The 15,487-nt window shown below is 39.1% G+C and carries 15 protein-coding genes; 13 read left to right on the top strand and 2 right to left on the bottom strand.

Translation table 11 applies throughout. The features are described from left to right. Window positions 1–19: 19 nt before the first annotated feature. Genes lipA through G529_RS0109255 form a run of 3 tightly spaced genes read left to right on the top strand, consistent with a single transcriptional unit; the run spans window position 20 to window position 4,191 of the window. Window positions 20–901, top strand: a complete 882-nt coding sequence (gene lipA / locus G529_RS0109265) for a lipoyl synthase (RefSeq protein ID WP_026915258.1) — start codon at window positions 20–22, stop codon at window positions 899–901. 9 nt (window positions 902–910) lie between these two features. Next, window positions 911–1,918, top strand: a complete 1,008-nt coding sequence (gene gap / locus G529_RS0109260; protein WP_026915257.1) for a type I glyceraldehyde-3-phosphate dehydrogenase — start codon at window positions 911–913, stop codon at window positions 1,916–1,918. 44 nt (window positions 1,919–1,962) lie between these two features. Further along, the gene (locus tag G529_RS0109255) at window positions 1,963–4,191 is read left to right on the top strand and encodes a hybrid sensor histidine kinase/response regulator (RefSeq protein ID WP_026915256.1); all 2,229 of its coding nucleotides are present in this window, start codon (window positions 1,963–1,965) and stop codon (window positions 4,189–4,191) included. 105 nt (window positions 4,192–4,296) lie between these two features. On the opposite strand, the gene lpxK is transcribed toward G529_RS0109255, so the two are convergent. Further along, window positions 4,297–5,301 (bottom strand): tetraacyldisaccharide 4'-kinase, encoded by a 1,005-nt coding sequence (gene lpxK, locus G529_RS0109250; RefSeq protein ID WP_026915255.1) that lies wholly within the window; start codon window positions 5,299–5,301, stop codon window positions 4,297–4,299. 86 nt (window positions 5,302–5,387) lie between these two features. Between lpxK and G529_RS0109245 the strand changes: the two genes are divergently transcribed. The 4 genes from G529_RS0109245 to msrA all read left to right on the top strand — a co-directional run bounded on the left by G529_RS0109245 (window position 5,388) and on the right by msrA (window position 8,697). Then, the gene (locus G529_RS0109245) at window positions 5,388–6,482 is read left to right on the top strand and encodes a Nif3-like dinuclear metal center hexameric protein (protein ID WP_026915254.1); all 1,095 of its coding nucleotides are present in this window, start codon (window positions 5,388–5,390) and stop codon (window positions 6,480–6,482) included. Between the two features lies 1 nt (window position 6,483). Beyond that, window positions 6,484–7,263: a zinc ribbon domain-containing protein gene (locus tag G529_RS0109240; RefSeq protein WP_026915253.1), complete on the top strand. Its 780-nt coding sequence runs from the start codon at window positions 6,484–6,486 to the stop codon at window positions 7,261–7,263. Between the two features lie 182 nt (window positions 7,264–7,445). Beyond that, on the top strand, window positions 7,446–8,033 hold the full coding sequence (locus tag G529_RS0109235) for a hypothetical protein (protein WP_026915252.1): 588 nt from the start codon (window positions 7,446–7,448) through the stop codon (window positions 8,031–8,033). A 1-nt stretch (window position 8,034) separates the two neighbouring features. Then, a complete protein-coding gene (msrA, locus tag G529_RS0109230) occupies window positions 8,035–8,697 on the top strand; it encodes a peptide-methionine (S)-S-oxide reductase MsrA (protein WP_026915251.1) in 663 nt (220 codons plus the stop codon). A 30-nt stretch (window positions 8,698–8,727) separates the two neighbouring features. On the opposite strand, the gene G529_RS0109225 is transcribed toward msrA, so the two are convergent. After that, window positions 8,728–10,071, bottom strand: a complete 1,344-nt coding sequence (locus G529_RS0109225) for an FAD-dependent oxidoreductase (RefSeq protein ID WP_026915250.1) — start codon at window positions 10,069–10,071, stop codon at window positions 8,728–8,730. Between the two features lie 198 nt (window positions 10,072–10,269). On the opposite strand from G529_RS0109225, the gene G529_RS0109220 reads away from it, so the two are divergent. The 6 genes from G529_RS0109220 (at window position 10,270) to G529_RS0109195 (ending at window position 15,383) form a co-directional block, all read left to right on the top strand. Continuing rightward, window positions 10,270–11,376 carry an alkene reductase gene (locus tag G529_RS0109220; RefSeq protein ID WP_035695891.1) on the top strand — a complete coding sequence of 369 codons (1,107 nt, stop codon included), beginning with the start codon at window positions 10,270–10,272 and terminating at the stop codon, window positions 11,374–11,376. An 87-nt stretch (window positions 11,377–11,463) separates the two neighbouring features. Continuing rightward, the gene (locus G529_RS0109215; RefSeq protein WP_026915248.1) at window positions 11,464–11,709 is read left to right on the top strand and encodes a hypothetical protein; all 246 of its coding nucleotides are present in this window, start codon (window positions 11,464–11,466) and stop codon (window positions 11,707–11,709) included. A gap of 75 nt (window positions 11,710–11,784) precedes the next feature. Then, window positions 11,785–12,432: a flavin reductase family protein gene (locus G529_RS0109210; protein WP_026915247.1), complete on the top strand. Its 648-nt coding sequence runs from the start codon at window positions 11,785–11,787 to the stop codon at window positions 12,430–12,432. After that, the gene (locus G529_RS16390; RefSeq protein WP_084509769.1) at window positions 12,425–12,571 is read left to right on the top strand and encodes a DUF2256 domain-containing protein; all 147 of its coding nucleotides are present in this window, start codon (window positions 12,425–12,427) and stop codon (window positions 12,569–12,571) included. The genes G529_RS0109210 and G529_RS16390 overlap by 8 nt, the downstream gene beginning before the upstream one ends. Continuing rightward, window positions 12,568–13,848 carry a DASH family cryptochrome gene (locus tag G529_RS0109200; RefSeq protein WP_026915246.1) on the top strand — a complete coding sequence of 427 codons (1,281 nt, stop codon included), beginning with the start codon at window positions 12,568–12,570 and terminating at the stop codon, window positions 13,846–13,848. The genes G529_RS16390 and G529_RS0109200 overlap by 4 nt, the downstream gene beginning before the upstream one ends. Further along, complete coding sequence (locus tag G529_RS0109195; RefSeq protein ID WP_026915245.1) at window positions 13,836–15,383, top strand: cryptochrome/photolyase family protein; 1,548 nt, start codon at window positions 13,836–13,838, stop codon at window positions 15,381–15,383. Before G529_RS0109200 ends, G529_RS0109195 begins: the two co-directional genes overlap by 13 nt. Window positions 15,384–15,487: the final 104 nt, after the last annotated feature.

Below are 15,487 nucleotides of genomic sequence, written 5' to 3'. Positions count from 1 at the left end.
GAAACAGAGATTTATTGCTATGAATACAGACGTTGCTCCAGTAAAAACCAAGACACAAAGAACTCCAAAACCAAAGTGGTTACGCGTGAAGCTTCCTACTGGTAAGAAATATACCGAGTTGAGAAGCCTGGTTGATAAATATGACTTACATACTATTTGTACTTCCGGTAGTTGCCCGAACATGGGTGAATGCTGGAGTGAGGGAACAGCTACTTTTATGATCCTTGGGAATGTATGTACAAGATCCTGTGGGTTTTGCGGTGTTAAAACCGGCCGACCTGAGACTGTAGACTGGGATGAACCTGAAAAGGTTGCCAGATCTATCAAGATCATGGGGATCAAGCATGCTGTTGTGACCAGCGTAGATCGTGATGATCTTAAGGACATGGGATCTATTATTTGGGCAGAAACTGTAAAGGCGATTCGTAGAATGAATCCTGAAACAACACTGGAAACATTAATTCCCGATTTCCAGGGAAATGAACGCAATATAGATCGAATCATCGAAGTAAGTCCTGAAGTGGTTTCTCACAATATGGAGACCGTTAAACGCCTTACCAGAGAAGTGCGTATTCAGGCAAAGTATGATCGTAGTCTGGCCGTACTTAAGTATTTAAAGGACAATGGAATTCGAAGAACCAAGTCTGGAATCATGCTTGGCCTTGGCGAGCAGGAAGAGGAAGTATTCCAAACCTTAAGAGATCTTCGTGAAGCCGGTGTAGATGTGGTCACGATTGGCCAATATCTTCAACCAAGTAAAAAACACTTACCGGTCAAACAGTTCATTACTCCAGATCAATTTAAGCGCTATGAAGAATACGGACTGGAATTAGGTTTTAGACACGTAGAAAGCAGCGCTCTGGTAAGATCTTCTTATAAAGCACAAAAGCATATCAATTAAAAAGTTTGCATGGCGAGTCCTGTAAAAATTGCCATTAACGGTTTTGGCCGCATAGGCAGAAATCTCTTTAGACTTTTACTAAACCATCCAGAGATCGAAGTTGTGGCTATCAATGATATTCATGACGCCCGTAGTCTTTCCCACTTACTCAGGTATGATAGTATCCACGGAAGAATCTTCAATGAAATTTCTGCTGGTGACAACGAAATAATTGTGGATGGTCGTATTATTCCGCTATTAAATTTTCAAAGTCCGAAAGATATTCCCTGGGATAGGTTTGGAGTGGAGATGGTTATAGAAAGTAGCGGTAAATTCAAAACGACCGAAGTCTTAATGCCACACCTGAAGAATGGTGTTAAAAAAGTCATTCTATCGGTACCTCCACAGGACGATGCCATAAAGATGGTCGTATTGGGTGTTAATGAAGAAATTCTAACCGGTGATGAAAAAATTATTTCAAATGCCTCCTGCACGACTAATAATGCAGCACCAATGCTAAAGGTGATCCATGATCGATTAAGGGTTACACAGGCTTATATCACCACTGTTCATTCCTTTACATCAGACCAGAGTTTGCATGACAAACCTCATAAAGATTTACGTAGAAGTCGGGCGGCAGCACAATCCATTATTCCTACCACTACTGGTGCAGCAAAAGCACTTACGAGCATATTCCCAGACCTGACCGAAGTTATTGGAGGATGCGGCATCAGGGTTCCGGTTCCAAATGGCTCTCTTACTGATATGACATTGAATGTGGAAAAATCTACGAGCATAGAAGAAGTGAACCAGCTTTTCAAAAAAGCTTCAGAAAATGAAATGTCGGGAATCCTGGAGTATACTGAAGATCCTATAGTTTCTGTAGATATCCTGGACAATAAGAATAGTTGCATTTTCGATGCCGGAATGACCTCTGTAATCGATGGAACTTTAATCAAACTGATTGGCTGGTATGATAACGAAATTGGTTACTCTAATCGTCTTATCGATTTAATTTCACTTGTTAACGATAAATAGCTATATTTAACAACTTATTAAAGCTTCTAGCTATTTTTCCATAAATGAAAAACTTCAAGCGTTTCATCCTTTTAGTATGTTGCTTCGCCATCTTTGGATTCCAGGAGTCCGGGATTGATGAAGAAAACCCAAAACCTGAACAGATCAAAAAACTGCTGGCAGCAGCCGAGGTGTCTATCAATACAATGAATTTTGACAAGGCTCAGGAACAATTAGATCTATCCTTAAAGTTATCCAGGCGCATAGATGCGAAAAGCTATATCGCCCTCACCAGCACCATTCTTAGCAGGATGTATCATGTTCGACATGAATACGACAATGGAATTAGTCAGCTGGACAGAGCAATGTCTATTCAAAGAGAGATCAACGATGATGCTGGTTTGAACTATTCTTATGTGCTGTATTCCAAATTGCTTACTTCGAAAAGAGAATATACAAGGGCCCTGAATTATCTGGGGCTAGCAGAAAAATATTACACTCAGCAAAATAATCGGGAGCAACTGGGGATTATTGCTCTAAACAGGGCTGTTATTTACTTCAATAACGATGAAACCAAACCAAGAGCGCTGGCTGAATTGAGAAATGCAGAAATTTACCTTGAAGAATCGAATAACCAGTACGAAAAGTCCAGATTGAACTATTTTATGGCTCGCGGCTTTCTGAAAGACGGAAATTACGAAAAAGCAGAACTTGCTGCCAGAAATGCCTTGAATATCTCCAAGGAAGAAGGATATACAGGCATGATCATGTACAGTTATAATCTTTTGAGTGAAATTGCTCAGGAAAGAAAAAATTATGCGAGCGCCCTTGAATTACTTCAGCAGGGAAATTTAATTAGAGAAACCATTTTCGATGTAAACAAAGAAGCGCTTGCAACTGAAGCGAATGCCCGCTTAGGAAATTCGGCACTGAAATCTACTGTAGATCAACTTACAGCTCAGCAGGCAGAGACCGAAAGAACTTTAAAAGTAAACAAACTTACGACAATACTTAGCGTAGCCTTGATCACCATATTATCGCTGCTTACATTAAGCCTGTACAAAAACAATAATCTACGGGCCAGAGCAAATGAGTTGTTGCAAAAGAAGAATTCTGAATTGATTCTGGCTAAGGAAAATGCAGAAAAAGCATCACTGGCAAAAGCTCAGTTCCTAACTACCATCACGCACGAATTACGAACGCCTCTATACGCAGTGACAGGACTCACCCATCTGCTATTGGAGGAAAGCCCTACGGAAAGCCAGAAAGAACATTTAAATTCACTGAAGTTTTCCGGGGAATACCTGCTATCTCTAATCAATAACATTCTCGACCTCAACAAACTGGAAGCAAACAAAGTGGAGATCGTGAAGACTAATTTTGATCTTCAGAAGCGTATATCAGATGTGTTGATCGCCTTAAAAAATTCAGCAGACGATAGGAACACCAAGCTTCATTTTTCTTACGACAAGGATATCCCGGCCAAACTTATTGGGGATCCACTCAAAGTTTCTCAGATACTTATCAATCTTATTGGCAACTCCATCAAGTTTACTGAAGATGGTGACATATGGATTGCCGTAAACAAAACCCGTCAAGATGGAAAGTTCGTATCACTTCAGTTTGAGATCAAGGATAATGGGGAAGGAATTGGCAAGGAAAAACAAAAAGCAATTTTCGAAAACTTTACACAGGGCTCTACCCAGATCAACAGGAAATTTGGAGGAACCGGTCTCGGCCTTTCCATTGTAAAAAATCTTCTAAGTCTTCTAAATTCTGAAATTGAGCTGGAAAGCGACCTGGGCAAAGGTTCTACTTTTACTTTCGAATTGCAGTTCGAAGCAGAGACTTTGGAAACAAAACCAACTGAAGCTATAGCTCCTTCCAAAGATATCGTTCTAACCAACGATATTATGAAGGATAAGAATATCCTGATCGTGGAGGACAATAAGATCAATCAAATGATCACCAGGAAGATCCTTGAAAAGAACAAGGTAATTTGCGACGTGGCAGATAATGGTACCATTGCGATAGAAAAGGTTCAAAACAATGATTTTGATCTCATTCTTATGGATATTCATATGCCCGGAATTACGGGAATTGAAGCAACCATAGAGATTAGAAAATTTAATCCGGATATTCCAATTATTGCTTTAACCGCGGTGACCCTCGATGATAATCTGGATGAGTTTTATATGAATGGCTTTAATGATATTATCCCCAAACCTTATAAGACCGAAGAATTTTTCCACAAGATAAACAAGTACCTAGCCGCCAGAGAAACAACGGTTTAAGAAAAATGGCACAGGCTTTGTAAAGTTATTGCTAGTAGAATTATATTGAAGATACGAAACACATATAATTTGAATTAGCCAATATAAAATGAGGTGCTTTGCACCTCATTTTTTTTGAGTATATCTCAAAATTAAATCATCAAATTTTTTAGCTTCAGATAGTATTCTGGTTTGAATTGGCAGATAGTAGAGCTTATCTAACAGCCTTGTATTCTTCAGGCGCATATAATCTTTCTCGGTGGTAAGAATTTTATCATAAGTACTAAGTTTCTCAATTTCAGCATTCGAAAAATTATGATGGTCTGGAAATTTAAAATGTTTCAGATCAATATTCATTTCAGCCAGGTATGAAATCATGGCAGAAGGGTTGGCAATGCCGGTTACCAGAACAAAATCCTCCTGCTCGATATCGATTAAAGGTACACGCTCAATTTGACCTACGATCATATCAGAATATAGAATAGTACTGAAGTAAACCGGACCTTTAAAATAGGCCTTAATTTTTGAACGTATTTCGTTTTGTTTGCTCCCTGAAAGATCCTGCGGACATTTCGTTACCACTACCACATTCGCCCGGCGGGCACCATGGCGGGACTCCCTTAGATTACCAGCAGGAAGCACAAAATCTTCCGTAAAAAGATCTTTATAAGATGTTAGTAAAATATAAAATCCCGCTTCCACCTTTCGATGTTGAAACGCATCATCCAGGAGTATAAGATTGGAGCCATGTTGTTTCAATTTTTGAATCCCCTCTACTCTATTTGCATCTACAGCAACTGTGATTTCCGGGAATTTGTTCTTAAACTGAAGAGGTTCATCACCACTTTTACTGGCTGCATCTTCAAACTGTACAATCTGGAAGCCTGAACTTTCACGTTTATATCCTCGGCTTAAGGTGGCAAGCTTCCAGTTTTTTGATAGCAGGTCTATAAGATATTCGATCATAGGAGACTTGCCGGTACCACCCATATTCAAATTCCCAACTGCGATCACTGGAATTTCGAAATTCATACTTTTCAAATATCCCTGATCATATAAATGATTACGAACCCCTGTTACCGCTTTGTAAACAATGGAAAACGGTAAAAGCAATTTTCTGGGATTCTGCATAAACGCTTAATATAATTATCTTTGATTCTGAAGCCTGAATTGAGCACTCGGTTCAATTTCCAGGCTGATTGCAAAATTATCAAAATATGCTGATTAAAGAAGTAATTACTATTATAGAAGAATTCGCGCCACTTGAATATGCTGAAGATTTTGACAATGTGGGACTCCTTGTTGGCGATGCTACTGAAGAAATTAAGAGCGCGCTAATTACTTTAGACACCCTGGAAGCAACCGTAGATGAAGCCGTTGCCAAAAATTGCAACCTTATCATCAGTTTTCATCCGATCATATTTGCAGGTCTTAAGAAATTAACCGGTAAGAACTATGTGGAGCGCACCGTGTTAAAGGCGATCAAGAACGATATTGCGATCTATGCCATTCATACGGCGTTGGATAATCAACATAAAGGCGTTAATGATATGATCGCCGAAAAGCTGGGACTAATTAACAGGCAAATTCTGATCCCACGAAACGATACCATTAAAAAACTGCAAACCTATGTCCCTGTTCCTGACGCTACAAAAGTGAGAGAAGCTTTATTCAGGGCGGGAGCAGGAAATATCGGTAATTATGATAATTGCAGCTTTAACGTGCCTGGCTCCGGAAGTTTTAAAGGAAACGAGCATTCAAATCCTGTTGTTGGTCAAAAAGGAAGCGTTCATTTTGAGGACGAGATACAGATTGGAATTACCTATAAAAGACACCTGGAATCCAGAATACTGAGTGCATTGTTTCAGAGTCATCCTTATGAGGAGGTCGCTTACGAAATCCATGCTCTTGAAAATAAGAATCAACATTTAGGAATGGGTATGATTGGCGAACTAGAAGCTCCGGTAGATGCCAGGAGCTTTTTGTTACAGATTCAAAAAACCTTTAATAGCAAAGGAATTCGTCATTCTGAAATTCTTGAAAAACCAATTAAAAAAGTTGCTGTTTTGGGTGGTAGTGGAGCATTTGCGATTGAGAATGCAAAAAGAGCAGGAGCAGATCTATTTATCACTGCAGATCTAAAATATCATGATTACTATAAAGCCGAGCGAAAGCTGGTCGTCGCAGATATCGGACACTATGAAAGTGAACAGTTTACAAAAAATTTACTATATTCTTTTCTTACCAAAAAAATTAGTAGTTTTGCACTTATTTTAGCAGATACAAATACCAATCCAATACATTACTTATAATATGGCGAAAAAAAACGATGTTACTGTAGAAGAGAAGTTAAGATCACTGTACGATCTTCAGTTGGTGGATTCACGAATTGATGAGATTAGAAATGTACGTGGAGAACTTCCTCTTGAAGTTGAAGATCTTGAAGATGAAGTAGCAGGTTTGAACAGACGCCTGGAAAAACTGGATGCGGATATCGAAGTGATTGATAATGATATCAAGAACAAGAAGAACCAGATTGAGGAGTCTAAAACGACGATCAAAAAATACTCTGAACAGCAAAAAAATGTTCGTAATAACCGTGAATTCAACGCATTAAGCAAAGAAGTTGAATTCCAGGAACTTGAGATAGAGCTTTCAGAAAAGCACATTAACGAGTACAAGGCGAAGATCGAGCAGAAAAAAGAAGTAATTTCTCAAACAAAAGAGAAGTTGGCTGAAAGAGAATCGCATCTGAAGCACAAGAAAAGTGAACTGGACGAAATTCTTAAGGAAACTGAGAAAGAAGAGCAGGCACTAATCGAAAAGTCTAAAGAATACGAAAAGAATATTGAAGAGAGACTTGTTACTGCTTACAAGCGAATTCGCACGAATGTTAAGAATGGTTTAGCCGTGGTTCCTGTAGAAAGGGGAGCTTCCGGAGGATCTTTCTTTACTATTCCACCTCAGGTGATCATGGAAATCGCTGGTCGTAAAAAGATCATTACAGATGAGCATAGCGGTAGAATTCTTGTAGATGAAGAACTGGCTAAAGAAGAGCAGGAAAAAATGCAATCAATGTTCAAGAAGTTCTAATACTTCTTAAGATATATTTTAACTGCCTGGAAAATAACAGTAAGATCTCAGGATCTGAAGCAAAAGTTTTTCAGGCAGTTTTTTTTATGCCTTTTTTTAAATTTACTTTCGAGTATATACAGTTTCTGCATTAACATTCATTTTACAATTTTCAGTAAATTATAGTCTAACTTTAACCCGTTATGAAACAATTTACTGCATTAAAAACCTGTCTATACAGCCTGATGCTGTTATCTATTTTAGGTTGTAATAATTCTGCCAATTCCAATAAGGAGAATAAGGCTAAAGACACCATCGTTGCTCAGAAGAATCTTTCCAATACAGAAGAAGAACAAGAACCAGACAAGCCTAAAAAAGTTCAGTCTAAAGACACCACTGGTACTTTAGGACAATCTAAGACAGATTATTCTGGAACGTACACTAACCTCGCATTTACTGAAGACCAAAACTGCGAATGCTACTGCCTGGAAATACAGGTAGGAAGCAGTTCAGAACTTTGCCTGAAACCGGGAGAGTTATATATGGAAGCAAACTTTAAAAAAGTTGGTGATGAAATTCATGTTTTTTACCAAGGAGCTTCGGTAAAAAGTAAGCAGAATGACATTCCATGGAATGATCTCGATACTGGCACAGCGGTTGCAGTCTTCAGTAAAGTAGGAGAAAACGAATATCAACTGGACTGGAAAGGTTTTCAAATCGACGGTAAAACTGCCGTGGATTATGCCTTATTAGGTAAGAAAACGCTCGAAGGAACTTATAAACTCAAATAACATGAAATTTATATTTATCAATATTCTTAGCCTGCTTTTGCTGGCCTGCGGAAACCAGAATACTCAGCAATCTGTTACCAAGCCGGAAATTGCAAATGCTACACCTGTGAAAGTTGAGATGCAGGATGGGATGGAAAAGGCATATTTCGCCAGTGGTTGCTTCTGGTGTGTGGAAGCAATCTACGAAAGTATCGAGGGTGTGGATGAAGTCATAAGCGGTTATGCTGGTGGTCATACCAAAAATCCAACGTATGAAGAAAGCAACACTGGAAGAACAGGTCATGCGGAAGCGGTGGAAGTTATCTACGACCCTGAAGTTGTAGACTTTAAAACGCTGGTAGAAGTTTTTTTCGGTTCTCAAAATCCAACCCAAGTAAATGGTCAGGGACCAGATAATGGATCACAGTATCGATCTATCATATTTTTTCAAACCGAAGAGCAAAAAAATATTATTGACGAGGTAAAGACTGAAGTAGCAAAAAATTACCAAAAACCAATCGCTGCAGAAATTTTACCGTTTCAAAAATTCTGGGTTGCTGAAGATTACCACCAGGATTACGAAAAAAATAATCCGCAGAATCCCTATATTCAAAACGTATCGATTCCAAGGCTGAATAGATTTAAAGAAAAGTTTCCAGACATCCTGAAAGAGGATGCACATTAAAATAAAAAAGCTGCCAGTTGGCAGCTTTTTTTATCTCTGGAGTAATTCCTTTATCTTCAATTCAACTTCTTCTGAATCCCATGTTTTCTCAATTTCAGGAATTCTCATGACTTCATCCATGATCCCTCGTTGATAATCTCCAATATTCAGCGCGTCTGCATAGGCTTTGTCTGAAAATGTAACCCTCGAGTATAGAGGCATCCAAAGTTCAGGGTATTTCTGAGCGAATTTCTTTTCAATTTTCTTCCGAAGTAGAAATGATGGATCGGCCGTTTTACTGCTCATTTCCACAAAGTTTCGGTAGCTTAACTCGGCGATCGCATCTGCATTTGGTTTGCGTTCCCGTTGATATTCTTCAAAAATTACTTCCCAATTATCTCCGTGTTCGTTCATCTTTTGATTAAGAACAGAAATATCTTCAAATCCCGCGTTCATGCCCTGACCATAGAAAGGAACAATGGCATGGGCAGAATCTCCTACCAGGGTGATCTTATCGAAATAAGACCATGGATAACATTTGATCGTTACCATGGCGCTGGTTGGATTCTTGAAGAAGTCGCGTTTTAAGTTCGAAATTTCATCCTTGATGTCTGGAAAATACTGCTCAAAGAACTGGTCTGCCTGGTCTTCTGTTTGAATGCTTTCAAAGGAAACTTCTCCCTCAAAAGGCATAAAAAGCGTACAGGTGAAACTTCCATCAAGATTGGGCATGGCGATCAACATAAAGTTACCGCGTGGCCAGATATGAAAGGATGCATTGTCCAGTTTGTGAGACCCATCGCTATTGGCGGGAATGGTCAACTCTTTATATCCCACATCAATAAAATGCTGGGAATAATTGAACCTGCTTTGTCGCTGCATTTTGTGACGGGTCCTGGAAAACGCGCCATCTGCTCCAAATATAAGATCGAACTGGTATTCTTTCCAGACGCTTTTTTCAGATTCTCCTGTATACAGCCTAGCATTTGGAAGATCAACATCCCAGATCTTCTCTTCAAACCTGAATACTGCACCGGCCTCCTCTGCTAGGTCTATCATCTTTCGATTTAATATTCCGCGAGAAATGGAATAGATCGCTTCTCCTTCTTCTCCATACTTCTGGAAGTAGACTGGTTTGTCATCTACATGCATCGCTCTCTTATCCAAAGGCAATGCAAGCTGCCTGATTTCATCCTCTATTCCAGCTTCTCTTAAAGCTTTCCAGCCACGATTGGACATGGCAAGGTTAATGGACCTTCCAGAAAATTCCACTAGTCGAACATCGGGACGCCTATCAAATATGGTGACTTTATGACCTTGTTTACGAAGAAAAATGGCTAACAAAGATCCAACAAGTCCGGATCCTACAATAGCTACATCTTTTTGATTTTGCATGAATTATAAACTAATCCCTGTCTGAAAAAAATTACAGGAATATATTAATTAGAACCACGAAATTACTCAATAATATCCAATTCAATGGCAGACATATAGACTTAGCGCGCTGCATACATGACAATATTTGATTTACCAGTTCATTAACACCAGAAAGCCCACGAAACTGGTAATTTTAAGTAAAATTGAATTATGACTATGGAAAAACAAGCTTTACTACAAACCTACCAGTTGGGTGATCTAAATCTGAAAAATCGTGTTATCATGGCTCCAATGACCAGAAGCCGTGCTGAAAATGATGCGAATGCTCCCACAGATATGCATGTGAAATATTATACACAGCGTGCCGGTGCCGGCCTAATCATTTCTGAAGGATCCCAGGTTTCATCCCGTGCTGTAGGCTATATTAATACTGCTGGTATCCATTCTGCAGAGCAGGTAGAAGGATGGAAAAAAGTGACCGAAGCTGTTCATAACGAAGGCGGAAAGATCTTTATTCAGCTATGGCATGTCGGGCGAATTTCTCATCCAAAGTTTCATAATGGCGACAAACCTCTTGCTCCCAGTCCCGTGAATCCCAACACAGAGGTATTCACTCCAGATGGCCAGGAGAAAACCGAAGAGCCGAAAGCCATGAGCGTTCAGGAAATTCAGGAAACTGTACAGGAATTCAAATCTGCAGCTCAAAATGCAAAAGATGCCGGGTTTGATGGGGTAGAAATACATTCTTCCAATGGATATCTTATCCATCAGTTCTTCAACAAAAATTCCAATCAACGTACAGATGAATATGGTGGAAGCATTCCAAACCGCGCCAGATTCTTTTTTGAAGTTCTGGATGCGATCAACGAGGTCTGGCCAGAAAACAGGATTGGTTGTAGATTCAATCCCTCTTTGCACAAGATCTTCGGAATAATGGCTTCAGAAGAAAGCATTGATACATTTGACTATATTATAGAAAAGCTGAATGCATATGACCTGGCTTATATACATCTTTCAGAACCATTTTCAGATGTGAGCGATGTACCGTATTTGATTACCGACATTGCGAAACACTACAGGAAAATTTATAAAGGCACGTTGATGATCAATGCCGGTTTTGACAGAGAATCTGGCAACAAGGTAATTGAAGAAGGTAATGCAGACCTGGTGAGTTATGCCAAATGGTATATCTCCAATCCAGACCTGGTGAAAAGATTTGAGAACAAATGGCCGCTGGCTTCATATAATGAAGATACTTTTTATACGCCGGGAGAAGAGGGATACATAGATTATCCACCCTACAAAGAACAACAGGAATCCTAATTTTTTGATAAAGCTGTTCTAAAAGCTGTTAACTGCATTGGCTTCACTCTTGCGAGGCAGTATATTAGATGAACTAAAACAAATATTATGGATCAGGAGAAACTAGACCATATGAGGTCTACATTGAACAAACTGGAAGATATCAAGAATACGCAAAGCAGTATCATAGATAAAATTAACCACGTGATCACAGATTTGTTCCAGCATCCAGACAAGAACCTGGAGAAGGTAATGGAAGATGCGCATCAGAAAGCATCAGATAATATCGATGCCGTAAGAGAAGCCATGGAAGAATATGACATGGCTATTAATAAGATGGAAAATCAGAGTTAATTTAAATTTCCATTAACAGCTTTCTAGTAAAGCAATCTATAACTTGAGGTCAGTCTAAAAAACTGACCTTTTTTTATGAAACATATTACTGCCTCAGAAATTGAGGAAATGGAAAAAATCTATCGCCTTAACCTGGTAAATAGTTGTACCGGTTATAAATCTGCCAATCTCATTGCTACCAGATCAAAATCTGGAAATCCAAATGTAGCTGTATTTAGTTCGGTCACCCATATTGGCAGTGATCCTGCAATGCTTGGATTTGTCACCAGGCCGCTAAGTGTAGCCCGTAACACCTATAGCAATATTAAGGAAACTGACTATTTTACGGTAAATCATATTCAGGACAAAATGATCGCGCAGGCGCACCAGACCGCCGCAAAGTATGATGAAGAAATTTCTGAATTTAACAAAACGGGACTGGACGAAGAATATCTTGATGGTTTTCATGCGCCATACGTTAAACAGTCTGAAGTTAAATTAGGCTGTAAGTTCGTGAATGAATACCATATAAAGGAAAATGATACAGTACTTGTCATTGCCTCTATTGAACATATTTATTTTGACGAAGGCATACAAATGCCTGATGGCTGGCTAAGACTAGATGATGCCGGAACAGTTGCGGTGAATGGTCTCGATGGCTATTCTCTGCCAAGTTTGCTGGACAGATTTCATTACGCACGGCCGGGACAGGAAGTAAAATCCTTCTTTAGCAAGGATGAGTAATAAAACGAAGAAGAAATCTGATCTCCCGCAGAAGATCTGTCCGGTTTGCCAACGTCCTTTCTCCTGGCGAAAAAAATGGGAGAAAGATTGGGAACAGGTGCGGTACTGCAGTGATAAATGTAGAAAACAGAAAAAATGAGTACAGCTTTAATATGGTTTAGAAACGATCTAAGAACCCAGGATCATGAAGGAATTGCAACTGCAACTAGGAATCATGAGAAAGTGTTCGCAGTTTATTGTTTTGATCCAAGGCACTTTGAACAACAGGACATTGGTTATCCAAAAACCGGAAGATTCAGGGCTAAATTCCTGATTGAGAGTATTGGTCAACTTCGGAAAAATCTTCAGAAGCTAAATATTCCCTTGTTCGTTTTTCAGGATAAACCAGAAGAAAAAATCCCTCAATTAGCTGAAGAACACCGGATAGATACCATCTATTTTCAGAAGGAGTGGACAGAGGAAGAGAAGAAAGTTGAGCAGAATTTGAAGGAATCTATCCAGAATGTTGAGTTTAAAGATCATTACCAGCAGTTTCTTTTTCATCCTGAAGATATTCCCTATGACTCGTTTGAGAGAATTCCAAAGGTTTTTACTGAATTCAGAAAAAAATGTGAGAAATATTCTGAAGTTCGAGAACTTCTTTCCAACTCAAAAGTGGAAGCTTTTGAAATCAAAAACAACACTAAAATTCCCGGCTTACAGGATCTTGGTTTAAAAGAAGTCAAAACAGATAAGCGAACTGCTTTCCCATTTCAAGGTGGAGAAGATGAGGCAATCAAAAGAGTGCAGCAGTACTTTTTTGAACAGCGTGATCTGGAGACTTATAAGGAAACCAGGAATGGACTGATAGGCACAGATTACAGTTCAAAACTTTCGGCCTGGCTGGCCAATGGAAGTATTTCATCCCGGCAGATCTATTTCGAGGTTAAAAAGTATGAGAAGGAAATTAAAAGCAATAAAAGTACGTACTGGCTTATTTTCGAATTGATCTGGCGAGATTTTTTTAAATACATCTCATTAAAGCATGGCAGTAAGATCTTTCAATTGGAGGGAATTCGGGGAAAATCACATGACTGGGACGATGATCCTGAAAATTTCAGAAAATGGATCAATGGTGAGACCAAAGAAGATTTCGTAAATGCTAATATGAAGGAGATAGCCCAGACTGGATTTATGAGCAATCGTGGAAGACAGAATGTGAACAGTTATCTTGCCAAGGAACTAAAACACGACTGGAGAAAAGGTGCGTCATATTTTGAGAGTCTGCTTATTGATTATGATGTGCATAGCAACTGGGGAAACTGGATGTATAATAGCGGAGTTGGAAACGATCCCCGAGACAGGAAATTTAATATTAAAAGTCAGGCAGATCGCTACGATCCCGATAACGAGTATCAAGATTTATGGCTGAAGTAAAAAAGACACTAAGATTGATTCTAGGCGATCAATTAAATCATCAACATAGCTGGTACAAAGATGACCTCGAGGACGTCACTTATCTATTTATGGAAATGCGTCAGGAAACCGACTATGTTAAGCACCACATACAAAAGGTGGTAGGATTTTTTCGCAGCATGCGCAATTTCGCCAGTTATCTGGAAGAAAGAGATCATCAGGTAATCTATTATAAGATCGATCATAAAGATAACACGCAGGATCTTGAAAAAAATATTACACAGCTTATCGCCAAGCATAAATTTGAAAGTTTTCAATACCAGCTGCCAGATGAGTATCGACTTGATGAGCAATTGAAAAAATTATGCGATACTCTGGAAATTGAAACTAAGAGTTTTGATACTGAACATTTTTTTACAACCAGAAATGACCTTGAAAAGTTTTATAAGGGTAAGAAGCAAATGACCATGGAATATTTCTACCGCGATATGCGGAAGAAACATGATATTTTAATGGTCAACGCCAAGGATCCTGAGGGCGGAAAATGGAACTTCGACAAGAGTAACAGGCAAAAATGGAAAGGTAAGCCCGAAATCCCTCATGAAAGAGGTTTTCGTAAGAACGTAAGTGATCTGGTACAGGAAATCGAGGCTGCAGGCATAAAAACATTTGGGTCTATTGAAGCTGAGAACTATAACTGGCCAACATCCCGGGAAGATTCTCTCTCTGTGCTCAACTATTTCTGTAAAAACCTGCTAATTCATTTTGGTGATTATCAGGATGCTTTGCATACCGATCAAGCTTATTTATTTCACTCGAGATTGTCCTTTAGTATGAATACCAAAATGTTGAGTCCTAAAGAAGTTATAGACTCTGTTCTGGATTACTATTATGATCATACAGATGAGATCGATATCTCCCAGGTCGAGGGTTTTGTAAGGCAGATACTAGGTTGGAGAGAATACATGAGAGGTATTTACTGGAAAGAAATGCCGGGTTATCGCCGTAGTAACAAGCTTCGAAATCAAAATGAACTTGCAGGTTTCTATTGGGATGCAAAAACCAAAATGAATTGTTTGCATCATTCTATTAAAAATAGCCTAGAGAATGCATATGCTCATCATATCCAGCGACTAATGATCACCGGTAATTATGCTCTTTTAACTGAAACTCATCCAGATGAAGTGGACCAATGGTACCTGGGAATATATATAGACGCGATTGAATGGGTAGAGATTACTAATACCCGGGGAATGAGTCAATTTGCTGATGGTGGAATCGTCGCTACAAAACCATATGTTTCCAGTGGTAGTTACATTAATAAAATGAGTAATTATTGTAAATCCTGCCACTACAAGGTTAGTAAAAAGACGGAAGATGACGCCTGCCCATTTAACAGTCTGTACTGGAATTTTCTGGATTCCAATCGGGAACATTTCGCGGGAAATCAAAGAATGAACATGATGATGAGCCTACTGGAAAAGAAGGCTCCCGAAGAAATGCAGAAAATAAGAGAACGGGCAGCGAAGATTATTTCGAATCCAGAAGACTTTTAATACTTAAAGTTAAATCAAGGTTAAATGAAATCCAGCGGGTGCAAGGTTTGTCTAATTTAGTCATGGAATTATCAAACCAACTAACTGATTTTAATTAACCGTAG

Source organism: Christiangramia portivictoriae DSM 23547 (genome assembly GCF_000423045.1).
In the GTDB taxonomy this organism is placed as follows: domain Bacteria; phylum Bacteroidota; class Bacteroidia; order Flavobacteriales; family Flavobacteriaceae; genus Christiangramia; species Christiangramia portivictoriae.
Note: the sequence above shows the minus strand (reverse complement) of the source record. Positions and strands in the feature narration are given on the sequence as shown.